Genomic DNA, 22,389 nt, shown 5'->3' with positions numbered 1-22,389 from the left:
ACTCTCATACATGTTGTAAGGCTGGTATGAGGGGCCATGAGAATGCTTGCGTCCACTATGTGGTTCTCGATGTACGGTCGAGAACCGAATCAATCAGCAATGATTGTTCGTTCACTTTTGATACATCAATAGTGTTTCGGCGGCCATAGCGAGAGGGAAACGCCCGGTTACATTCCGAACCCGGAAGCTAAGACTCTCTGCGCCGATGGTACTGCAGGGGGGACCCTGTGGGAGAGTAGGACACCGCCGGACTTCTTTGTGAAATGGCCACCCAGTGATGGGTGGCCATTTTGCGTTTAAGTCACCCCAGAAATCCACCGGGACACAGCCGTAGGCTTGCAATGCTGCGCCCCACACAAACAGGAGAAGACGTGAGCGACTCACCGTCAGACGAGCAGAAACCCAACCGCGAAGGCGACCGGCCCCAGCGGGACGGGCAGCGACGGGACATCTCACGTCACACCGGCGGACGCCCCCAGGGCAGCCGGCCCAGCGGGAACGGTGAACACAGCCGGCCCGCGCGCAGCGGAAACAGCGACCGCAACGCGGGCGACAAGCACGGGAGCGGCGCACCCCGAAAAACAACGGGTGGAGAACCGTGGCGGGGCGGCAAACCCGGCGACTCGAAGAGCGGCCAGCCGTGGAAGCGGGACGGCAAACCCGGCGACTCGAAGAGCGGCCAGCCGTGGAAGCGGGACGGGAAGCCCGACAGCAGTGGAGGCCGTGACGGCGGTCCGAAGAAGCTGTGGACGCGCGACGGCAAGCCTGCGCGCGGCGACCGGGACGCACGCGACTACGAGCGTGCCCTCACCGAAGAGGAACGCCTTGCCCGCGAACTGCGTTCGGTGCGTACGCGACACGACGACCCCGAGATCCCTGAGGCCATCCAGGCCCGGGACCTCGACAAAGTCGCGCGCGCTGAACTGAAAACACTGAGCAAAGACAACGCAGACTGGGTGGCGCGCCACTTGGTGATGGCCGCCCAGCTCATCGAAGACGAGCCCGAGCTCGCGCACCAGCATGCGCTCTCTGCTGCACGACGGGCCGGCCGCGTCGCAGTCGTTCGCGAGACTCTGGCCATCACCGCCTACGCGACCGGCGACTTCGGGCTTGCGCTGCGTGAGCTGCGCACCTTCCGACGAATCAGCGGCTCCAACGACCAACTCCCGCTGATGGTGGACAGTGAGCGAGGCGTCGGGCGTCCGGACCGGGCACTCGAGCTCGGGCGGTCCGTCGACCGAGCGTCGCTTCCCACCGAAGTGCAGGTCTCACTCGCCATCGCAATGTCCGGTGCGCGTCTCGACCTCGGCCAGAACGACGAAGCGCTGGCGGAGCTGGAGATCGCCCAGCTCGACCCCAACCGGGCGTACTCGTGGAGCCCGGAGCTGTTCCACGCCTACGGCGATGTGCTCGACGAACTCGGGCGCGAAGAGGACGCGTCGACGTGGCGCGACCGTGCTGCTCGGGCCGAACAGGCGATCGGGGTGGCGCGCGGCGCAGGCGACGACGAGACCGTCGACGTGGTCGAAGAAGAGATCGAACGCGACGATGCCGACGCGGATGTCGCCATCGATGCGTCCGAAGCGCCGAGCGCCGGCGATGCGCTGGGCGCGACGCTCGACGACGAAAGCGAAGGCGACGTCGTCATCGAGTTCGAGGACGAAGACGACGACATCGAGATCGTCGAGGGCGAAGACGACAGCGCAGCCGACGACGGTACGGCGGACGAGATCGAGGGCGAAGACGGACGCGATGGCGATCTTCCGGCGAAAGCGTAGCGAAGGAACGGCACCGCTCGACGGTGTCGATGTCGTCCTCGCCGATCTGGATGGTGTGGTCTATGCCGGGCAGCGGGCGATCCCGCACGCCGTGGAAAGTCTCAACGCGGCGGCCGAGAGCGTGCGCGTCGGATACATCACCAACAATGCGTCCCGCACAGACGCATCCGTCGCCGAGCACCTGACCGACCTGGGACTGCACGTCCAGCCCTCCGACATCGTCACGTCGCCGCAGGCGGCGGTCCGGCTTCTGGCGCAGCACGTCGCGCCCGGCTCCAGCATCCTGGTCGTCGGCGGGGAAGGCCTCGTGCACGAAGTCGAGAAGGCCGGCTTCGCCGTGGTGCGGTCGGCCGACGACGATCCGGCAGCGGTCATTCAGGGCTTCCACCCGGACCTCGGCTGGAAAGACCTGGCGGAGGCGTCGTTCGCGCTGCAGCGCAGCACCGTCGAGGAGCGTCCCTGGGTCGCGACCAACACGGACTGGACCATTCCTGTCGCTCGCGGGATCGCTCCCGGCAACGGAACCCTGGTGTCCGCGGTCCACACGGCCACCGGACGGCTGCCGCTCGTCGCGGGCAAGCCGGAGGTGGCGATCTTCGAAGAAGCGACCGCACGGTTCGGTGCCCAGTCACCGCTCTTCATCGGCGACAGGCTCGACACGGACATCCTCGGCGCGAACCGGGCGGGCATCCCGTCGGTACACGTTCTCACGGGGATCGACCGTGCGAAACAGCTCATCGCCGCCGACGCGAAGTCGCGCCCGACGTACATCCTCGAGGATCTCCGCGGGCTCGCGGAGCCGTACCCGCAGACGCGATTCTCCAAGGACGACTCGACCGCGACGGTGGGTGACGCCAGCGTCCGGATCAGCGGTGACGATGTGCAGATCGTGGCGGAAGGAACCTCCGAGATCGACCTGCTTCGAGCCGCGACCGCGGTGATCTGGACCTCCGGCAGGGCGATCTACGGGCTCAACGTGCCCGAACGGCTGTACACCTGAGCCGTGATGGCGTGCGCACGCGCTACCGTAGAGACGTGACACCCGACGACGACATTGCGACCGCGCTCGACGACGCCCTCATGCCGCGCCTGCGCGTGATCGAAGACCAGCCGCTGGCTTCGCGCGCCGAGGCGTACACGCAGGTGCACGACGAACTGCGTCAGCTGCTCGAGGGTGGGGACGTTCCGCGCACCCATGGCTGAGGGCCGCCTCGACGTCGCGATGACGGAGCGCGGACTCGCCCGCTCCCGCTCGCACGCTGCCAAACTGATCGCCGACGGGCTGGTGACCGTCGACGGTGAAGGAGTCGTGAAGGCCGCTTCCAAGGTCGGCGACGACCAGCTGATCGAGGTCGCAGTGACCGACCGCTACGTGAGCCGCGGGGCGCACAAACTCATCGGCGCCCTCGACGCGTTCGGTGTGCCGGTCCGCGGACGCGTCGCGATGGATGTCGGCGCGTCGACCGGCGGGTTCAGTCAGGTCCTGCTGGAGCGGGATGCGCGGCTCGTGATCGCGATCGACGTCGGCCACGGGCAGCTCGCTCCGGAATTGACGCGCGAGCCGCGACTGCGATCGTTCGAAGGCGTCAACGCGCGGACCCTGACAGCTGAGTCGCTCGCCGGTCTGCTCGGCGAGACCACCCGACCCGACCTCGTCGTCGGCGATCTCTCCTTCATCTCGCTGCGGATGGTGCTGCCGGCGCTCGTCGAGACCGCCGCTGATGGCGCGGACTTCGTGCTCCTGGTCAAACCGCAATTCGAGGTCGGTCGGACGGGGATCCGCGAGGGTATCGTTCGGGAGCCGGCGCTGAGGGCGGATGCGGTGGCGAACGTCTTGTGGGCTGCGCAGGATCTGGGCATCGGAACGGCCGGCATCGTCTCCTCCACAATCGTGGGCAGCCAAGGAAATCATGAGTATCTTGTCTGGCTGAGCGCGACGACGGGTCGCAATCCGACAGAATGGTTGAACGAGATCAACGCGATGGTTGGAGCGTGACGCCTATGGATGCACCTGCACGGTACATCCTCGTCGTTGCGCACACAGGCAGACAGGATTCGCTCGATGCGGGCGTCGCCGTCTGCTCCCAGCTCCTGGAAGCCGGAGCCACCCCTGTGCTCAGTGAAGACGAGCGGCGTGATCTGCTCGCGGCTGAGCCGGGGCTCGTCGAAGTCGCCGTCCTCGGCGCGGACGTGCGCCCCGAAGAACTCGAACTGGTCATCGTGCTCGGGGGCGACGGCACGATCCTGCGTGCGGCCGAGCTGGTGCGCGGATGCGGCGCGCCGCTTCTCGGGGTCAACCTGGGCCATGTGGGGTTCCTCGCCGAGAGCGAGCGCGATGACCTGCGTGAGGCGGTGGCCCGCGGGCTCGCCAACGACTACACGGTCGAGGAGCGTATGACGCTGTCGGCACGTGTCAAGGTCGACAACCAGGTGGTGTACGAAAGCTGGGCGCTCAATGAGGCCACCGTCGAGAAGGCGAGCCGCGAGCGGATGCTCGAGGTCGTCATCGAAGTCGACGGGCGTCCCATGGAGAGTTTCGGCTGCGACGGCGTCGTGATGTCGACCCCCACCGGATCGACGGCGTATTCGTTCTCCGCGGGCGGCCCGGTCGTCTGGCCGGGGGTGGCGGCCCTGCTGCTGGTGCCGCTGAGCGCGCACGCACTCTTCGCCCGACCGCTCGTGGTCGATGCGGAGTCCTCGCTCGCTGTGGAAGTGCTCGACAGGGCGGGCGGTGCGGGCATCCTCTGGTGCGACGGGCGGCGCGCGTTCGACCTCCCGCCGGGCGCCCGTGTCGTCGTTCGGCGTTCGCCGATCCCGGTGCGGCTGGCGCGGCTTCACCCGGGACCATTCACCGACCGCCTCGTCCACAAGTTCGATCTCCCGGTGACGGGATGGCGGGGGCCGGCGGGTCGTGAATGAGGTGAGACGGTGATTGAGGAGATCTCGATCAAAGACCTGGGCGTCATTGCCGAAGCGGCACTCCCACTCGGACCGGGATTCACAGCACTCACGGGCGAGACGGGCGCGGGCAAGACGATGGTCGTCTCGGCGCTGGGACTCCTCCTCGGAGAGCGCGCCGACACCGGCGCTGTGCGGCTCGGCAGCCCGCAGGCGTGGGTCGAAGGCCGCTGGCGGGTACGCGATACCGGAGACGTGGTCGATCGTGTGCGTGATGCGGGAGGCGACGTCGACCCCATCGACAACGGAACAGCCGAGCTCGTGCTGAGCCGGTCTGTGTCCGCAGAAGGGCGCAGCCGTGCGGTGGTCGGCGGGCGCAGCGCGCCGGTGAGCGTACTCACCGAACTCGGCGAGCAGCTCGTCGTCGTCCACGGGCAGTCCGATCAAGTCAGGCTCCGATCGGCCGTCGCCCAGCGAGAAGCGCTCGACCGCTACGCGGGTGCCGAACTCGCTGGGGCGCTGCAGAACTACCAGCACGTGTTCTACCGCTGGAACGAGAACCGTGCCGAACTCGACGAACTCGTGGCCGACCAGGATCGACGCGCACGAGAAGCAGAAGACCTGCGGCTCGCGATGGCGGAGATCGAGACCGTGGCTCCCCAGCCCGGTGAAGACGAAGAACTCGCCGAGCGGTCGGAACGGCTCTCCAACCTCGAAGACCTGCGCGTCGCCGCCGCGAGTGCGCGAGAGCTCCTCTCCGCTGAAGAATCCGAAGGCGCCGACGCCCTCGCACTGCTCGACACGGCCCGCCGCAACCTCGAACGTGTGTCCTCGCACGACGCTCAACTCGTCGCGCTCGCCGAAGCCGTCGCAAACGCCAACTACCTCGTATCCGACATCGCGGCCCAGCTCTCGTCCTACCTGGCCGGCCTCGACACCGACGGCGCGCGTGAGCTGGAGATCGTCCAGGAGCGGCGAGCCGAGCTGACCACGCTGATCCGCAAGTACGGTCCAACACTCGACGAGGTCATCCGCAACCTGGAGACCGGCAGTTCGCGGTTGTTCGAACTCGACGGGGACTCCGAACGCATCGACCAGCTGCGCAACGGCGTCGACGACGACCGGGTGCTGCTCGACGAACTCGCGACAGCGCTGACCGAACTCCGCACGACTGCAGCCGAACGACTCGGCGAGGCCGTGTCCGATGAGCTCTCAGCGCTCGCCATGGCTGACGCCCGGGTCATCGTGCAGGTCGCTGAGCGCGAAGAGTTCACGGCGACCGGCCGCGACCTCGTGTCGATCCTGCTCCAGCCGCACGCCGGCGCCGAGCCACGGGCGCTCGGGCGCGGAGCATCCGGAGGCGAGCTCTCGCGCGTGATGCTCGCGATCGAAGTCGTCATCGCGGGGAGCGACCCGGTGCCCACCTTCATCTTCGACGAGATCGACGCCGGCGTCGGGGGAGCATCCGCGATCGAGATCGGCAGGCGACTCGCCCGGCTCGCAGAGACCGCCCAGGTGATCGTCGTCACCCACCTCGCACAGGTCGCGGCGTTCGCGACGAATCACCTCACCGTGGTCAAAGGCAGCGACGGGTCGGTGACCGCATCGAGCGTGCGCCAGCTGGGCGGCGACGAACGTATCGCCGAAATGGCGCGACTGCTGTCAGGACTGCCCGACTCCGAAAGCGGCCTCGCGCACGCGCGGGAGCTCATCGAGATGGCTTCGGGCGCCTCGGTGTGATCCGAGCAAGCGTAGCTTGCTCGGCGCTGGCGTCGCGGCGACGCGATGCGTCGTTCCAAGCTCCAGCGCGCAAGGTGATAGCATAAAAGCCCGTGGTGGATAAAACAGACGCGGGCAATTCGAACGGCATTACCAAGCACATTTTCGTGACAGGTGGTGTCGTTTCTTCTTTGGGCAAGGGCCTCACGGCAGCCAGCCTGGGCAATCTTCTGACTGCCCGAGGCCTCCGGGTGGTGATGCAGAAACTCGACCCCTATCTGAATGTCGACCCCGGGACGATGAACCCGTTCCAGCACGGCGAAGTCTTCGTCACCGACGACGGCGCAGAGACCGACCTCGACATCGGACACTACGAGCGCTTCCTCGACATCAACCTCAGCCAGTCCGCGAACGTCACCACTGGGCAGATCTACTCCACCGTCATCGCCAAAGAACGCCGCGGCGAATACCTCGGCGACACGGTCCAGGTCATCCCGCACATCACCGACGAGATCAAACGCCGGATGCGCCTCCAGGCCGGGGACGACCCCCAGCCCGACGTGATCATCACCGAGATCGGCGGCACCGTCGGCGACATCGAATCGCAGCCGTTCATCGAAGCCGCCCGTCAGGTGCGCCACGAACTCGGCCGAAAGAACTGCTTCTTCGTCCACGTCTCGCTGGTGCCGTTCATGAACGCATCCGGCGAACAGAAGACGAAGCCCACCCAGCACTCCGTCGCAGCGCTCCGCTCCATCGGAATCCAGCCCGACGCGCTCGTGCTCCGCAGCGACCGCCCGGTCTCCGAATCCAACAAGCGCAAGATCGCCCTCATGTGCGACGTCGACGAAGCCGCGGTCGTCAACGCGATCGACGTGCCCAGCATCTACGACATCCCCACGATGCTCCACGACCAGGGCCTCGACTCCTACATCATCGACCAGCTCGGCCTCGACGCGGGAGACGTCAGCTGGGACGGCTGGGCCAGCCTGCTGCACGCTGTCCACGAGCCGGCCCACGACGTCACCATCGGACTCGTCGGAAAATACATCGACCTTCCCGACGCCTACCTCTCGGTCACCGAAGCGCTTCGCGCCGGCGGCTTCGCGCACAACGCGAAAGTCAGGCTCAAGTGGATCGCCTCCGATGAATGTGGAACCCCGGAAGGCGCCGCCACGCAACTCTCCGACGTCGATGCGATCTGCGTCCCGGGTGGGTTCGGTGTGCGCGGGATCGAAGGCAAAGTCGGCGCACTCCGCTTCGCGCGGGAGAACGGCATCCCGGCGCTCGGCCTGTGCCTCGGACTCCAGTGCATGGTGATCGAATACGCGCGGCACGAGACAGGCCTGACCGGAGCATCCTCATCCGAATTCGACCCGGACACCGAATTCCCGGTCATCGCCACCATGGCGGAGCAGGTGGAGATCATCGCCGGCGGAGACCTCGGTGGAACCATGCGCCTCGGCCTGTACCCGGCGACGCTCGCCGAAGGCTCCATCGTCTCCGAACTGTACGGGGCGAACGAAGCGTCCGAGCGCCACCGCCACCGCTACGAAGTCAACAACGGCTATCGCGAACAGATCGCCGACGCCGGCCTGTGGTTCTCGGGCACGTCGCCCGACGGCCACCTGGTCGAATACGTCGAGCTTCCGCGTGACGTCCACCCGTTCTACGTGGGCACGCAGGCGCATCCCGAACTGCGTTCGCGGCCCAACCGGGCCCACCCGCTGTTCCGCGGGCTCGTGGGAGCGGCACTCGATCGTCAGAAGGCAAGCCGGCTGTTCGAAGTCACCCAGGACGCCTGAACAGGTGGGCGCCCGCACCGACGACCTGCTCTCGGACGACCCCGAGACGCCGGACATCGTCGCGTCCGAGAACGTGTTCACGGGCAAGGTGTGGAACCTCCGACGCGAGACGTTCCGGTACAACGGTCACGACATCGTCCGTGAATTCGTCGACCACACCGGTGCGGTGGCGATCCTCGCCCTCGACGACGATGACCGGGCGCTCCTGATCAAGCAGTACCGGCATCCGGTGCGGTACCGCGACTGGGAGATCCCCGCCGGGCTGCTCGATCTGCACGGCGAACTTCCGCTCGCCGCGGCGAAACGCGAACTCGCCGAAGAGGCCGACCTCGAAGCCGACGACTGGAGCGTGCTCGCCGAGTTCTACACCTCGCCCGGCGGCAGCGACGAGGCGATCCGCATCTACCTGGCCCGCACGGTGCGCCCGACTGCGGCGGCTTTCGACCGCACCGAAGAAGAGGCGGACATCGAGAAGCGCTGGGTCCCGCTCGACGAGGTGGTGGATGCGGTGCTCGCCAGACGCATCCAGAACCCGTCACTCATCGTCGGAGCCCTCGCGGCCCGTACGGCGCGGGAGACCGGATGGTCGCAGCTGGGAGCCGCCAACAGCCCCTGGCCGCGGCATCCCAAACTCGGCAAGGCCGGCGAGCGCGAGCGGCCGGACGGGGACATGCGGCCGTGACCATCGCGACGGCTGTGGACTCCTACCTGCGGCATGTCTCGATCGAGAGGGGCCTCTCGGCCAACACGGTCGCCGCCTACCGGCGCGACCTCGGTGTCTACGCGAACTGGCTCACCGGCGAAGGGGTCGACGACCCGGCCGCCATCACCTCCGCGCAGGTGTCGGCGTTCGCGCGCCACCTCGGAACCCGCGAAGACGCGCCGCTCACGGCGTCGTCGATGGCGCGGATGCTGTCCACGGTCCGCGGATTCCACCGGTTCCTGCTCGAAGAACAGCTCGCCCCGGCAGACGTTGCCCGCGAGGTGAAGCCGCCCAAACTCGCCAGCCGCCTGCCGAAAGCGATCACGATCGACCAGGTCGCAGCCCTGCTCGCGGCCACCGACGGCGACGACATCCAGTCGTTGCGTGACAAGGCGCTGCTCGAGCTCCTCTACGCGACCGGCGCCCGCGTGAGTGAGGCGGTCGACCTGAACGTCGACGACGTGATCGACGAGGACATCGTGCGACTCACCGGCAAGGGCTCGAAACAGCGGATCGTGCCGCTCGGAAGTTTCGCCCGCGCGGCCCTCGACGCCTACCTGGTGCGGGCGCGACCGGCCCTGTCCGTGCGGGGAAAGGCGACACCGGCGCTGTTCCTGGGGATGCGCGGACAGCGGGTGTCGCGCCAGAACGCCTGGTTGATCATCCGCTCGGCGGCGGAGCGCGCGCACCTCGGCGTCGAGGTGTCACCGCACACGCTCAGGCACTCCTTCGCCACCCATCTGCTCGCCGGGGGAGCCGACGTGCGGGTCGTGCAGGAACTGCTCGGCCACTCGTCGGTCGCGACGACGCAGATCTACACCCTCGTGACGGCCGACACCCTGCGCGACATGTACACGACGGCGCACCCGCGCGCTCGGTGAACGGCCTCGCGGATCGCGGCGGGTGCGGCCCGCGAACCGGGGAGACCGCCGATAGACTGTGCGTTTGAAGGACCGCACTACAGGGACGAGGAACACGCAGGTGACGCGCAGCAACGAGGTTCGAGCAGAGCTCCCCGGCCTGGATGAAGCGTCCCTTCCCGCCCCGCTCGGCCCCACCGGTCGCCCGCTGCGTTCCTTCGCCATGCCCAAGCCGCTGAAGACCCACGGCCCGGCCCGCATCATCGCACTCTGCAACCAGAAGGGCGGCGTCGGCAAGACGACGACGAGCATCAACCTGGGTGCTGCGCTGGCCGAATACGGGCGGCGTGTGCTCGCAGTCGACTTCGATCCGCAGGGCGCTCTCTCCGCCGGTCTCGGTGCGCAGACCCACGACGTCACGACGATCTACGACCTGCTGCTGTCGCGCACCAAAGATGTCAGCGAGGCCATCCAGCACACGGAGACGCCCGGACTCGACATCATCCCCGCGAACATCGACCTGTCGGCCGCCGAAGTACACCTCGTCAACGAAGTCGCTCGGGAACAGATCCTCGCGAGCGTTCTGCGCAAGGTGAGCGACGACTACGACGTGATCCTGATCGACTGCCAGCCGTCGCTCGGCATTCTGACGGTGAACGCGCTGACGGCGAGCCACGGCGTGCTGATCCCGCTCGAATGCGAGTACTTCGCCCTGCGCGGTGTCGCCCTGCTCATCGAGACCATCGACAAAGTGCGCGAGCGGCTCAACCCGGCGATCCAGCTCGACGGCATCCTGGCGACGATGTACGACTCGCGCACGCTGCACTCGCGCGAGGTGCTGGAAAGGGTCGTCGACGCGTTCGGCAACAACGTGCTCGAGACGGTGATCTCCCGCACGGTCAAGTTCCCGGATGCGTCGGTCGCCGCGACGCCGATCACCCAGTTCGCGCCGGAGCACGCGGCCGCCGAGGCCTACCGGCAGCTCTCCAGAGAGCTGATCGCGCGTGGCGCCGTCGCCTAGCCCGACCGGCTTCGACGCGGAGCTTCCCGACGCAGATGCTGCCGCTGCGGCCTCGTCGTCCACTTCAGCTTTGTCGTCCGCCGAGCCGACCGCTCCGGATGCGGGCACGGAGGCGGATGCAGTGCAGCCGGTCGCGCGCAGTTTCCGTGTCGACCTGGGCCACTTCGAGGGACCGTTCGATCTGCTGCTGAGCCTGATCACCAAGCACGAGCTCGACATCACCGACATCTCGCTGAGCCGCGTCACCGACGAGTTCATCAGCTACCTGCGCACCATCGACTCGGACAAGAACCTCGACGAGGCCAGCGAGTTCCTGGTCGTCGCGGCGACCCTGCTCGACCTGAAGGTCGCAGGGCTCCTGCCGCAGGGCGAACTCGTGGACGCGGAAGACGTGGCGCTCCTCGAAGCACGTGACCTCCTTTTCGCGCGGCTGCTGCAGTACCGGGCGTTCAAGGAGGCGTCGGCCTGGTTCCAGGCTGGACTCGAGGCGGAGGCCACCCGGCATGCGCGGAGCGTTCGACTGGAGGACAAGTTCCGCCAGCGGACACCCGAACTGGTGTGGACCCTGTCGGTCGACGACTTCGCCGCGCTCGCGACCCTCGCGCTGACGCCGCGCGAGCTGCCGACCGTCGGACTGGACCACCTCCACGCGCCGCTGGTGAGCATCCGGGAACAGGCGGCGCACGTCGTCGGGATGCTGCGCTCCGGTGAGACGCTGACCTTCCGGCAGCTGATCGCGGGCGCCGACCAGAAAGGCGTCGTGATCGCCCGGTTCCTGGCGGTGCTGGAGCTGTACCGGCACGCAGCGATCGCGTTCGAGCAGGTCGAACCGCTCGGCGAACTCAGCCTCAGATGGACGGCCGAACACTGGTCACAGGAGAATCTTGCTAACCTCGGAGCCGACTATGACGGATGAAGCAACGCGCGTAAGCGAAGTCGAGGACTCGGCCATCGAGGTGGACGGCGCTACGGACGTGGCGGACGTCCAGGCGGAGATCGACGTCGAGCGTGCTCTCGAGGCGATTCTGATGGTCGCCGACGAGCCGCTCAGTGTGGTCATGCTCGCGACCGCCGTCCGTGCCCCGGTCAAACGCGTACGCGCTGCGATCGACGCCCTGGTGCGCGACTTCGACGGTGAGGACGGCGGCGTGCGGCGCGGGTTCGAGCTGCGCGAGGTCGGCGGAGGCTGGCGCATCTACGTGCGCGCCGAATACGACGACGTCGTGGCCGACTACGTGCTCGCACAGAACCCGACGAAGCTCTCGCAGGCGGCGCTCGAAACGCTTGCGGTCATCGCATACAAGCAGCCGATCAGCCGGGGTGCCATCGCATCCATCCGTGCCGTGAACGTCGACTCGGTCGTGCGCACCCTGCTCGGCCGCGGTCTGATCACCGAACTCTTCACCGACAGCGAGACCGGCGCCATCAACTACGGCACCACCGACCTGCTGCTCACGCAGCTCGGGGTCAACTCGATCGACGACCTTCCGCGCATCTCACCGCTGCTCGCCGACGGCGTGGACGGGTTCGACGGCGATGTCCGCTGACAAGGCCCCGTCGGGCGGCGGCTCGGCGGGACAGGGCGGCGGGGCGTCCGGCCAGAGTGGCGCGTCCGGTGAGGGCGAACGCCTGCAGAAAGTGATGGCGGCCGCCGGTGTCGCATCCCGCCGCGTCTCGGAGCAGCTCATCGTCGAAGGCCGTGTCACTGTGAACGGCACCGTCGTGACCGAGCTGGGGCGACGCGTCGACCCGCATCACGACCTCGTGGCCGTCGACGGGACCGCTGTTCAGCTGGACCCGTCACGACGCTACGTGATGCTCAACAAGCCGGCCGGAGTGGTCAGCTCCATGCGCGATGAGCAGGGTCGCCCCGACCTCTCACGGTTCGCAGAGGCCTACGAGGAGCGGCTCTTCAACGTCGGCAGGCTCGACGCGGAGACGAGCGGGCTGCTCATCCTCACCAACGACGGCGAACTCGCGCACGTTCTCGCGCATCCGTCGTTCGGGGTGATGAAGACCTACGTGGCGCGCGTCACAGGCGCGGTGACACCGCAGACGATCGCGACACTCACGCGCGGCGTCGTCCTCGAAGACGGACCGATCGCCGCCGACAAGGCCCGGCTGCTCGAGCGCAGCGCCGCCAGCCAGGACAGCCTCGTCGAGATCACCCTGCACTCCGGCCGCAACCGCATCGTGAGGCGGATGCTCGCCGAGGTCGGCCACCCGGTCATCGAACTCGTCCGGCGCCAGTTCGGGCCCCTGCACCTGGGGACGCTTCGAGTGGGTCAGGTGCGCGACCTGACTAAGGTAGAACTCGGCCAGTTGCTCACGATCTCGCGGGAGAAACCAGCCGAACGCTGAGGACCTGGGTGCGCATCCCGGCCTCCCCGACGTCGCCGGAAGGCGCGCAGACTGAGAGGCATCGTGAACGACACGTCATCCCGGCTCACCGGACCTGTCCGCGTGGTCGGCGCTGGGCTGCTCGGCGCATCCGTCGGCCTCGGCCTCCGCGCGCGGGGTGTGGATGTCGTGCTCGACGACGCATCGCCCGCGAACCTGAACCTTGCGATCGACTACGGTGCCGGCCGCACGAGCGACGGAGAGGAGTCGCCCGCGCTCATCGTGGTGTGCGTACCTCCCGACGTCACGGCGTCGGTCGTGCTCGCAGAGCTGGCCGCGTATCCGGATGCGGTGGTCACCGACGTCGCCAGCGTGAAAGTCGCGCCGATGGCCGAGCTCGAGGCGTCGGGCCGTGATATCAGCCGGTACGTGGGGTCGCATCCTCTCGCCGGACGGGAACGGGGCGGCCCGAGTTCCGGGCGCGCCGACCTGTTCATGGGCCGGCCGTGGGTGGTCTGCACCCGCCCTGAGGTGTCGCGTGCGAGTGTGTCCCGCGTCGAAGCGCTCGTGCTCGATCTGGGCGCGACGCCGATCGAGATGAACACGGTCGCGCACGATGCCGCCGTGGCGCTGGTCTCCCACGCGCCGCAGATCGTCTCGAGTCTGATGGCCAAGCGCCTGCAGGGGTCGTCGGATGCCGCCCTCGCGCTGGCCGGACAGGGCGTGCGCGACGTCACCCGCATCGCCGGCAGTGAGCCGGAACTGTGGGTGCAGATCCTCGGGGCGAACGCGCCCGCGGTGGTCGAGATCCTGCGCGCGTACCGCGACGACCTCGATCGCGTGCTCGTCGCGCTCGGCGACCTGGATTCCCCAGGATCACGGCGTTCGCTCGCCGAAGAACTCGCCGGCGGGAACGCGGGAGTCGCACGACTCCCCGGCAAGCACGGACAGGATCGCCGGTTCGCCTCCGTGGTCGTCATGGTCGACGACAAGCCCGGCGAACTGGGGCGCCTGTTCACCGAGATGGGCGAGATCGGCGTCAACCTCGAAGACCTGCGACTCGAGCACTCGCCGGGCGCGCAGGTCGGGCTCGCCGAGATCGCCGTACTTCCCGAGGCGCTGCAGCGCACGATCGACGACCTGACCGCACGGGGCTGGAGGATCGCCGGATGAGCAGTGAGAACGGGAGCGTCGACAAACCGTGGGGCGATGTCGTCGTCGTCGCCGTCGACGGGCCGGCCGGAAGTGGGAAGTCGAGCGTGAGCAAGGCGGCTGCGCGTCGCCTCCATTACGCATACCTCGACACCGGCGCCGCCTACCGCGCGCTCGCGTGGTTCGTGCTGCGGCGTCGTGTCGACCCGACGGATGCTCGGGCCGTCACCGAAACGCTTCCCGACTTCGACTACCGCATCGGCACCGATCCTGACGGGTACCACGTCATGGTCGGTCAGCACGACGTGACCGATGCCATCCGCGACCCCGAGGTGACCGCCGTCGTCAGCGCGATCGCACGTGTGCCCGAGGTGCGCGTGCGGCTCACCGAGCTGTTCCGCGCCATCATGGCGACGACAGATCGGGCCGGCATCGTGGTCGAAGGCCGTGACATCACGACCGTGGTCGCGCCGGATGCACCTGTGAGAATCCTGTTGACCGCAGCTGAGTCCGTTAGAATGGCACGGCGTTCTGCCGAGCTGACCGGCCATTCCGCCGCAACGGTGGGGGAGCAGCTCCGCAATCGCGACCGGGCCGATTCCCGGGTCGTCGACTTCATGAACGCCGCCGACGGTGTGACCACCGTCGATTCAACAGACCTCGACTTCGACCAGACCGTGGATGCGGTCATCGCAGTCGTCCAGAGAGAAGCCCATGCCTAAAGACATCGAACCAGACGAGTTCGACGCGACCGAAGACGACCTGGTCGAAAGACTCAGCGACCTCGACGACGACCTCGCCCACCAGCGGGCCACCGCCCTGCGCAGCGGACTCGACGATTACGAGCTCGACGAGGGCGACCTCGACATCCTCGAGGCCGCGACCGAAGACCCGAACGCGATCACCTACCTTCCGGCGCTGCCGGTCCTGGCGATTGTCGGACGCCCGAACGTCGGCAAGTCTGCGCTCGTGAACCGTATCCTCGGCCGGCGCGAAGCCGTCGTCGAAGACACCCCGGGTGTGACGCGCGACCGCGTCTCGTACAAGGCGGAGTGGAACGGCCGGCCTTTCACCGTCGTCGACACCGGCGGCTGGGAGCCCGACGCGAAGGGCATCAACGCGTCCGTCGCCGCCCAGGCCGAGGTCGCGATCGACCTCGCCGACGCCGTGCTGTTCGTCGTCGACGCCAACGTCGGCGCGACCTCGACCGACGAGCATGTGGTCCGACTGCTGCGCAAGACGAAGAAGCCGGTGTTCCTCGCAGCGAACAAGGTCGACGACAGCCGGCAGGAGCCGAACGCCGCGGTGCTCTGGTCGCTGGGCCTCGGCGAGCCGATGCCGGTCTCCGCCCTGCACGGACGTGGCGTCGCCGACATGCTCGACACGATCCTGAAGGTGCTTCCGGAGGTCTCCGCGGTCGCGAAGCAGGAAGTGGGCGGCCCGCGACGGGTCGCGATCCTGGGTCGGCCGAACGTCGGGAAGTCGAGCCTGCTGAACCGGGCCGCCGGCGAAGAGCGTGTGGTCGTGAACGAACTCGCGGGAACCACCCGGGACCCGGTCGACGAGCAGGTCGAGATCGCCGGCAAGGTGTGGCGCTTCGTCGACACCGCGGGCATCCGCCGCCGGGTGCACCTGCAGCAGGGTGCCGACTTCTATGCGTCGCTGCGCACCAGCGCGGCACTCGAGAAGGCGGAGGTCGCAGTCGTGCTGCTCGATGTGAGCGAGCCGATCAGCGAACAGGATGTGCGCATCATCGACCTCGTGCTCGAATCGGGCCGCGCGCTCGTGCTCGCGTTCAACAAGTGGGACCTCCTCGACGACGACCGCCGCCGCTACCTCGAACGCGAGATCGAACAGGATCTGGCCCACGTCGCGTGGGCTCCTCGTGTCAACATCTCGGCACGGACCGGCCGGCACATGGAGAAGCTGGTGCCCGCACTGGAGCTTGCGCTCGAGTCATGGGATACGCGCATCCCGACCGGCAAGTTCAATGCGTTCCTCGCAGAGCTGACGGCCGCGCATCCGCACCCCGTCCGTGGCGGCAAGCAGCCGCGCATCCTGTTCGGGACCCAGGCGTCGAGCCGCCCGCCGACATTCGTCGTGTTCACGACCGGCTTCCTCGACCCAGGCTACCGCCGGTACATCATCCGTCGCCTGCGCGAGATCTACGGCTTCGAAGGATCGCCGATCAACCTCAACATGCGGGTGCGGGAGAAGCGCAAGCGCACCTGAGCCGCGCCTGATTTCGCCTCAGCGCACTAGTTTCGTCTCGGCGCACTACGTAGGCCTGGTGCGGTGGGACGGAAGTAGTGCGGCGACCGGATGGGCGCGTCAGCCGGGGGAGGGGGCGGCCTCGAAGCGGCCGTCGGCCACTGCCCCGCGGAGAGCCTCGAAGTCGGCGAGAGACTGGTCGGCGTACGCGAACGCCCACTCGACGACGGCATTCACCATCGACTCAGACGAGCCGATGTAGCCCGCGATGAACGCCGCGTTCGGGCTCTGCGCGTGCGCCCGGGCGAGCAGAGCGCCACAGGATGCGACATAGTCCGTGAACGGCTGCCGCCCGAGAGCGTCGATGTCGAACGACACGTTGCGGTCGCGGAACTGCCTCACGTAGAAGTCGAAGCCGCCGAAGGTCAGGTAGCCGAGGAACGGATCCGACACCGCCTGCAGGATGCGCTGGTTCGAGACCACGCGCCCGCCGCTGTGCGACCCGCGCGTCTTCGGGTCGACCCCGGGCAGGGCATGCCGGGGGATGCCGCCGAACTGCTGGACCACTGACTGCGTCGCCTCCTTCAGCTGCAGGACCAGCGGATCGGCGCGCGGCCCGGTCAGCATCAGGATGAAGCACCGGGTCCCGACGCTGCCCACCCCGACGACGCGGCGCGCCACATCCGTGATCTCGTACTGCGAGAGCAGCAGCGCCACGTGCGACGGCACGGTGAGCGCATAGTGCCGCATCGCGTCGATCAGTTCTTCTTCGTGGGTGGTGTCGACGTGGGTGAGCGTCGGCGGATTCTCGACGATGACCCGGGTGCCGTCGGGCGCGAGCTCCGTGATCTTCTCGACGACCCGCGCCGAGGTGCGGTTCTGAGCCGAACGAAGCGTGGTGTCGATCGTCTTCTGGGTCTTCTTGCCGAACCGTGAGACGCCGGGGGTGACGGTGGCGGCCAGGTAGAACCGCTGCAGCGCATCCAGTTGCATCGCGGCGCGAAGCGAGTCGCGATAGGCGAGAGTGGATGCGAGGGCCGAGGCGCGCGCATCCGCCGCCGAATACCCTTTGTGCCTGGCTGCGATCACCACGCTGGTGACCATGCGTTTGAGATCCCACTCCCATGGCCCGTACGACGCCTCGTCGAAATCGTTCAGGTCGAAGACCATCGTGCGCTGGGGCGATGCGTACAGTCCGAAGTTCGCGATGTGGGCGTCGCCGCAGATGACGATCTCGGCGTTGGTGTCGACACCGGTGCGCAGGTCGGCGGCCTGGATGGCGGCGGTGCCGCGGTAGAAGGCGAACGGGTTGGCGAGCATCCGGGTGGTGCGCAGCGGGATGAGGTCGGCGAGGCGGACGGAGTTCTGCTTCTCCAGGATGCCCAGGGGGTCGCGGTCGCTGCGCGGGGTGTACTCGGCGTGGGAACCGCGGGGGATGCTCGAACGCGCCGCCCGCCCGTCGTCGAAGCGCTCCTGGAAGGACACGACGTGGGCGTGTTCGAAGCGCAGCCGCCCCGGTGCAGGTGTCATGGCGTCAACTTACCAACAGGTCGCACGGTGCGACAGAAAACGGCGCTCGAACGGCCGAAACTGAACGGCGGGTGACGCGTAGCTATGGATTCACTGACTTTGCACCCACAAAGGGGGGCATGGGGACAGACAAAACGGTCTATCGCATCCCCTACACTGTGAGAAGAGGGCTCCCGACCGCACAGACCCGAAATGTGCGGGCCCTCCACCTCAAGGACGCTTACCCGAAAATGAGCTCTACAAGTACATATCAGCCTGCCCGAAAACGACAGTTCGGCGCCGAGCGCCGCACAGAACCCCTTCCCACGGTCCACCCCCGCCCCTCGGACCGGAAGATCACTTTCAGCCGCATTGCGATCGTGCTGACCGTGAGTTTCTGGGTGATCTATGTCGTCACGACGATCATCCGGCAGTTCCTCGACAGCGGAACCCAGAACTTCCGTTTCACGATGGAAGCCATCGGCTACGTCGTGGTCGTCACGTTCCTCACCTTCTCCGCGCTGATGTACCTCATCGCGCGCCAGGGCGCCCTTCAGCGGTTCAGCAAGCACGTGCGCGTTCCGCGCGCGGAACTGGACCGGCACTTCGCCGACCACCAGTCGTCGATGACCGTGCTCGTGCCGTCCTACGCGGAGGAGCCGCACGTCGTGCGCGCCACCCTGCTCTCCGCCGCGCTGCAGGAGTACCCGTCGCTGCGGGTCGTGCTGCTGCTCGACGACAACCCGTACCCGGCCGACTCCGCGGTCGCGGCGCAACTCAACGAGACCCGCGCGCTCGCCGGGGACATCATGGACCTGCTCGCCGAACCGCGGCTCCGCTTCGGCGACGCCCTGCTCCGATTCGAGCTCGAGCGCTCCGAGGCCGCGTTCGTCGACGGATCCGAAGCATCTGCGCTCGCCGACGAGTACGCCTGGGCGGCCGGCTGGCTGCGCGACGTGGCCGACCGCGAGGCCGTCGACGACCACGTCGACCTGTTCTTCGCCGACCAGGTGCTGCGTGCGCTCGCCGACGAACTCGCCCTCACCGGCGAGGCTGTCGCGGCCGCTGCGGACGAGGGCGCGGCGCTCTCCGCCGACCGCGTCAACCAGCTCTACCGGCGCCTCGCCTGGACCTTCGACGCCGAACTGGCCGTCTTCGAGCGCAAGAAGTACGCCTCGACGTCGCACGAAGCCAACAAGGCGATGAACCTCAACGCGTACATCGCGCTCATGGGCGGCACCTACCGCCTCGATGAGACACCGGACGGTCCCGTCCTGAAGCCGGTGACCGACCGCAAGCCGGGCGACCTCCGCATCCCGGACAGCGACTTCCTGCTGACACTCGACGCCGACTCGATCCTGTTGCGCGACTACTGCCTGCGCCTCGTGTACTTCCTGCAGCAGCCGGACAACGCGCGGGTCGCCGTGACGCAGACGCCGTACTCGTCGTTCCGCGGCGCCGGCACCCGCATCGAGCGCCTCGCCGGCGCGACCACGGACATCCAGCACATCCTGCACCAGGGGATGAGCCACTTCGGCGCCACCTTCTGGGTCGGCGCGAACGCGGTGATCCGCAAGCGCGCGCTCGAAGACATCGTCGAGACCGAGTTCGTCGGCGGCTTCGAGGTGCGCCGGTTCATCCAGGACCGCACCGTCATCGAGGACACGGAGTCGAGCATCGACCTCGGAACCCACGGCTGGACGCTCGTGAACTACCCGGAGCGCCTCAGCTACTCGGCCACGCCGCCGGACTTCGGGTCCTTGATCGTGCAGCGTCGCCGGTGGGCGAACGGCGGCCTCCTCATCATGCCGAAGCTGTGGCGCCAGGTGCGCGAACGCAAACGCCGAGGAGAACTCGTCTCGCGCACCGAACTCATGCTGCGGCTCAACTACATGGCCTCGATCGCCTGGGCGAGCTTCGGACTCGTCTTCCTGCTCGCGTATCCGTACGACGGACGGCTCCTCAGCCCGGTCGTGCTGCTGGCGGCGCTGCCGTACTTCCTCGCGATGGCCAGCGATCTACGTTACGCGGGCTACAAAGGGTCGGATGTGTTCCGCATCTACGGGTTCAACCTGATCCTCCTCCCGGTGAACCTGGCCGGTGTGCTCAAGTCGATCCAGCAGGCGCTGACCGGCAAGAAGATCCCGTTCGCCCGCACGCCGAAGGTCAAGAACCGCACATCCGTGCAGCTGCTCTACGTGATCACCCCGCTGCTCATCGTCGCGTTCTCGCTCTTCACCCTGTGGCGCGACGTGAACGCGCAGAACTGGGGTAACGCCGCGTTCGCCGCGTTCAACGCTTTCCTCGCCTCGTGGGCGATCATCGCCTACATCGGCATCGGCAACTCGATCGTCGACTTCTGGATGGGCATCACCAAGCCGCTCTACGTCGAGAAGAACCGCAAGCGCGTCAAGGTGGAAGCCGCGACCGACGCCGAAGTGCTCGACTGGCGCAGCGTGCTGTACCACGGTCACGCCGACGGCACGGTGCCGCACTTCGCGACGACCGGGCACGAGCTCGTCACCGAGGCCGGCACGGCAGCGGAGGGCGCCAGCGACTCGGACGCCTCCGGTACGGCCTCCGACGCAGCGGTCACCGCGAACACCGAACGGCTGGTCGCCTGATGAGTGTCGTGCAGAGGGAGCCGCAGGCTCCCGAGGCTCGCGCTGCCCGCGAACCCCAGCGCCGCCTGTCTCCGCTGCGTGTCATCGGGGCAGCCGTGGTCGTCGCGATCGTCGCGGCCGGCGGCTTTGCCGGCTTCCAGCTGTGGAGCGCGCAGGCCGACGTCGACGCCAAACCGTGGTTCGCCAGCTACGTCGACGTAACTGCGACACCGCGGTTCGCGTTCGAGCACCTCGGTGCGACGAAGACGCCGGATGCTGTGCTCTCGTTCATCGTGTCCTCGAAAGAGGATGCGTGCGCTCCCTCGTGGGGCGGTGCATACACCCTCGACCAGGCGCGCGCATCCCTCGACCTCGACCGCCGCATCGCGCGGCTCGAGCAGCAGGGCGGAAGCGTCGCCGTGTCGTTCGGCGGCCAGGCGAACCAGGAACTCGCGGTCGGATGCACGGATGTCACCGCGCTCGAATCCGCGTACAAGACCGTCGTCGAGCGGTACCAGTCCGGCACGATCGACCTCGACCTCGAGGGCGACGGCCTGGCGAACGCCGCCGCGGGGGAGCGCCGCGCAACGGCCATCGCAGCACTGCAGAAAGCGCGCCGCGCAGACGGCAAGCCGCTGGCCGTGTGGGTGACCGTTCCGGTCACGCCGAGCGGGATGCCCTCAGGCGCCACGGACGCGATCGCGGCACTGCTCGCCGCCAAGGTCGACATTTCCGGCGTCAACGTCATGACGATGGACTACGGCACGGCCAAGGACGCGAAGCAGAGCATGCTGCAGGCCTCGGAGAACTCCGTCACGGCCGCACAGCACCAGCTGGGCGTGCTCTACACCCGAGCGCACATCAACCTCAGCGGCCCGAGCCTCTGGGCGAAGATGGGCGCGACGCCGATGATCGGCCAGAACGACGTGCAGGACGAGATCTTCACGCTCGCCGACGCGAAGGCCTTCAACGCGTGGGCGGTCTCGAAGGGTGTCGGACGCCTCTCGATGTGGTCGGCGAACCGTGACCAGACCTGCGGGTCGAACTACGTGGACACCTCCATCGTGTCGGATGCGTGCAGCGGCGTGAAGCAGGGCAAGACGACGTTCGCGTCGGTGCTGTCGGCGAAATTCGACGGGCGGATCGCCCTCGGCGAGCGTGCCGTCACCACGTCGGAGCCGACCGCGGCCGCCCAGGCGACCGACGACCCGGCCACCTCGCCGTACGCGATCTGGTCGCCGTCGGCCTCGTACCTGACCGGTACGAAGGTGGTCTGGCACCGCAACGTGTACGTGGCGAAGTGGTGGACGAAGGGCGACCTTCCGGACAACCCCGTGCTGAACGCGTGGGAGACGCCATGGGATCTCGTCGGCCCGGTCCTGCCGGGTGAGACGCCCATCCCACAGCCGACGCTTCCTGCAGGGACTTACCCCGACTGGTCGGGTACCGCCACTTACGACAAGGGTGCGCGCATCCTCTTCGACGGCGTTCCTTTCCAGGCGAAGTGGTGGACGCAGGGCGACAGCCCCGAGGCCGCCTCGAGCGACCCCGACACGTCCCCGTGGACGCCGCTCACCCAGGACGAGATCGATGCCGTCGTCGCGGGTTCCACCGCGACGCCGGCCGCCGGATCGGGTGATACGACAGGAAAGTGATCTGACGTCGCCCGGGCGCACCCGAGCCCGCCCGGGCGACGCACGACTTCGGGACGCCGCTGCGGGGTGGTCGTCCCGGGGCGTTCGCCTCGTGACCGGTGGCTGCTGAAAGACGCGCCGTCGGTACAACGGTGG

The 22,389-nt window shown here is 67.8% G+C and carries 19 protein-coding genes and 1 rRNA gene; 19 read left to right on the top strand and 1 reads right to left on the bottom strand.

Features of this window, described 5'->3' with window-relative positions; genetic code table 11:
• The first annotated feature begins 135 nt into the window (after window positions 1–135).
• From rrf to der, 17 genes are all read left to right on the top strand, one after another.
• Window positions 136–252 (top strand): 5S ribosomal RNA (rrf, locus tag AAYO93_RS11640).
• 119 nt (window positions 253–371) lie between these two features.
• A complete protein-coding gene (locus tag AAYO93_RS11635) occupies window positions 372–1,778 on the top strand; it encodes a tetratricopeptide repeat protein (RefSeq protein WP_345761353.1) in 1,407 nt (468 codons plus the stop codon).
• Window positions 1,753–2,778, top strand: a complete 1,026-nt coding sequence (locus tag AAYO93_RS11630; RefSeq protein WP_345761352.1) for an HAD-IIA family hydrolase — start codon at window positions 1,753–1,755, stop codon at window positions 2,776–2,778. Before AAYO93_RS11635 ends, AAYO93_RS11630 begins: the two co-directional genes overlap by 26 nt.
• Before the next feature lie 35 nt (window positions 2,779–2,813).
• Window positions 2,814–2,981 (top strand): hypothetical protein, encoded by a 168-nt coding sequence (locus AAYO93_RS11625; protein ID WP_345761351.1) that lies wholly within the window; start codon window positions 2,814–2,816, stop codon window positions 2,979–2,981.
• A complete protein-coding gene (locus AAYO93_RS11620; RefSeq protein ID WP_345761350.1) occupies window positions 2,974–3,774 on the top strand; it encodes a TlyA family RNA methyltransferase in 801 nt (266 codons plus the stop codon). The genes AAYO93_RS11625 and AAYO93_RS11620 overlap by 8 nt, the downstream gene beginning before the upstream one ends.
• A 5-nt stretch (window positions 3,775–3,779) precedes the next feature.
• Window positions 3,780–4,697: an NAD kinase gene (locus AAYO93_RS11615; protein ID WP_345761349.1), complete on the top strand. Its 918-nt coding sequence runs from the start codon at window positions 3,780–3,782 to the stop codon at window positions 4,695–4,697.
• A 9-nt stretch (window positions 4,698–4,706) separates the two neighbouring features.
• Window positions 4,707–6,416 carry a DNA repair protein RecN gene (gene recN / locus AAYO93_RS11610; protein WP_345761348.1) on the top strand — a complete coding sequence of 570 codons (1,710 nt, stop codon included), beginning with the start codon at window positions 4,707–4,709 and terminating at the stop codon, window positions 6,414–6,416.
• 95 nt (window positions 6,417–6,511) lie between these two features.
• Window positions 6,512–8,200, top strand: coding sequence for a CTP synthase (locus AAYO93_RS11605; protein WP_345761347.1), 1,689 nt, complete (start codon window positions 6,512–6,514; stop codon window positions 8,198–8,200).
• Between the two features lie 4 nt (window positions 8,201–8,204).
• Entirely contained in the window at window positions 8,205–8,882 is a 678-nt protein-coding gene (locus tag AAYO93_RS11600; protein ID WP_345761346.1) for an NUDIX hydrolase, read from the top strand.
• Window positions 8,879–9,784 carry a site-specific tyrosine recombinase XerD gene (gene xerD, locus AAYO93_RS11595; RefSeq protein WP_345761345.1) on the top strand — a complete coding sequence of 302 codons (906 nt, stop codon included), beginning with the start codon at window positions 8,879–8,881 and terminating at the stop codon, window positions 9,782–9,784. Before AAYO93_RS11600 ends, xerD begins: the two co-directional genes overlap by 4 nt.
• A gap of 139 nt (window positions 9,785–9,923) precedes the next feature.
• Window positions 9,924–10,784: a ParA family protein gene (locus AAYO93_RS11590; RefSeq protein ID WP_434056689.1), complete on the top strand. Its 861-nt coding sequence runs from the start codon at window positions 9,924–9,926 to the stop codon at window positions 10,782–10,784.
• 121 nt (window positions 10,785–10,905) lie between these two features.
• On the top strand, window positions 10,906–11,700 hold the full coding sequence (locus AAYO93_RS11585; protein WP_345764870.1) for a segregation and condensation protein A: 795 nt from the start codon (window positions 10,906–10,908) through the stop codon (window positions 11,698–11,700).
• On the top strand, window positions 11,690–12,331 hold the full coding sequence (scpB, locus tag AAYO93_RS11580) for an SMC-Scp complex subunit ScpB (RefSeq protein ID WP_345761343.1): 642 nt from the start codon (window positions 11,690–11,692) through the stop codon (window positions 12,329–12,331). The genes AAYO93_RS11585 and scpB overlap by 11 nt, the downstream gene beginning before the upstream one ends.
• 94 nt (window positions 12,332–12,425) lie before the next feature.
• Entirely contained in the window at window positions 12,426–13,145 is a 720-nt protein-coding gene (locus AAYO93_RS11575) for a pseudouridine synthase (protein ID WP_434056688.1), read from the top strand.
• A gap of 63 nt (window positions 13,146–13,208) precedes the next feature.
• Window positions 13,209–14,297 (top strand): prephenate dehydrogenase, encoded by a 1,089-nt coding sequence (locus tag AAYO93_RS11570; protein ID WP_345761341.1) that lies wholly within the window; start codon window positions 13,209–13,211, stop codon window positions 14,295–14,297.
• A complete protein-coding gene (gene cmk, locus AAYO93_RS11565; RefSeq protein WP_345761340.1) occupies window positions 14,294–14,998 on the top strand; it encodes a (d)CMP kinase in 705 nt (234 codons plus the stop codon). Before AAYO93_RS11570 ends, cmk begins: the two co-directional genes overlap by 4 nt.
• Window positions 14,991–16,508 carry a ribosome biogenesis GTPase Der gene (gene der, locus AAYO93_RS11560; RefSeq protein ID WP_345761339.1) on the top strand — a complete coding sequence of 506 codons (1,518 nt, stop codon included), beginning with the start codon at window positions 14,991–14,993 and terminating at the stop codon, window positions 16,506–16,508. Before cmk ends, der begins: the two co-directional genes overlap by 8 nt.
• A gap of 99 nt (window positions 16,509–16,607) precedes the next feature.
• Here der and AAYO93_RS11555 read toward each other — a convergent pair whose 3' ends face one another.
• Window positions 16,608–18,017 carry a DUF2252 domain-containing protein gene (locus AAYO93_RS11555; RefSeq protein ID WP_345761338.1) on the bottom strand — a complete coding sequence of 470 codons (1,410 nt, stop codon included), beginning with the start codon at window positions 18,015–18,017 and terminating at the stop codon, window positions 16,608–16,610.
• 230 nt (window positions 18,018–18,247) lie between these two features.
• On the opposite strand from AAYO93_RS11555, the gene AAYO93_RS11550 reads away from it, so the two are divergent.
• Window positions 18,248–20,620, top strand: coding sequence for a glycosyltransferase family 2 protein (locus tag AAYO93_RS11550; protein ID WP_345761337.1), 2,373 nt, complete (start codon window positions 18,248–18,250; stop codon window positions 20,618–20,620).
• On the top strand, window positions 20,620–22,254 hold the full coding sequence (locus AAYO93_RS11545) for a chitinase (protein ID WP_345761336.1): 1,635 nt from the start codon (window positions 20,620–20,622) through the stop codon (window positions 22,252–22,254). The genes AAYO93_RS11550 and AAYO93_RS11545 overlap by 1 nt, the downstream gene beginning before the upstream one ends.
• Window positions 22,255–22,389: the final 135 nt, after the last annotated feature.

The sequence above is a fragment of the Diaminobutyricibacter sp. McL0608 genome (assembly GCF_039613825.1).
Lineage (GTDB): Bacteria > Actinomycetota > Actinomycetes > Actinomycetales > Microbacteriaceae > Diaminobutyricibacter.
This window is presented reverse-complemented; position numbering and strand designations above follow the sequence as displayed.

Bases quoted from the DNA above. Each gene is read 5' to 3' on its own strand.
- AAYO93_RS11545 (WP_345761336.1), top strand. From the start codon at position 20,620: ATGAGTGTCGTGCAGAGGGAGCCGCAGGCTCCCGAGGCTCGCGCTGCC.
- AAYO93_RS11615 (WP_345761349.1), top strand. From the start codon at position 3,780: ATGGATGCACCTGCACGGTACATCCTCGTCGTTGCGCACACAGGCAGA.
- AAYO93_RS11630 (WP_345761352.1), top strand. From the start codon at position 1,753: ATGGCGATCTTCCGGCGAAAGCGTAGCGAAGGAACGGCACCGCTCGAC.
- der (WP_345761339.1), top strand. From the start codon at position 14,991: ATGCCTAAAGACATCGAACCAGACGAGTTCGACGCGACCGAAGACGAC.
- AAYO93_RS11575 (WP_434056688.1), top strand. From the start codon at position 12,426: ATGGCGGCCGCCGGTGTCGCATCCCGCCGCGTCTCGGAGCAGCTCATC.
- scpB (WP_345761343.1), top strand. From the start codon at position 11,690: ATGACGGATGAAGCAACGCGCGTAAGCGAAGTCGAGGACTCGGCCATC.
- AAYO93_RS11555 (WP_345761338.1), bottom strand. From the start codon at position 18,017: ATGACACCTGCACCGGGGCGGCTGCGCTTCGAACACGCCCACGTCGTG.
- AAYO93_RS11550 (WP_345761337.1), top strand. From the start codon at position 18,248: ATGAGCTCTACAAGTACATATCAGCCTGCCCGAAAACGACAGTTCGGC.
- AAYO93_RS11620 (WP_345761350.1), top strand. From the start codon at position 2,974: ATGGCTGAGGGCCGCCTCGACGTCGCGATGACGGAGCGCGGACTCGCC.
- cmk (WP_345761340.1), top strand. From the start codon at position 14,294: ATGAGCAGTGAGAACGGGAGCGTCGACAAACCGTGGGGCGATGTCGTC.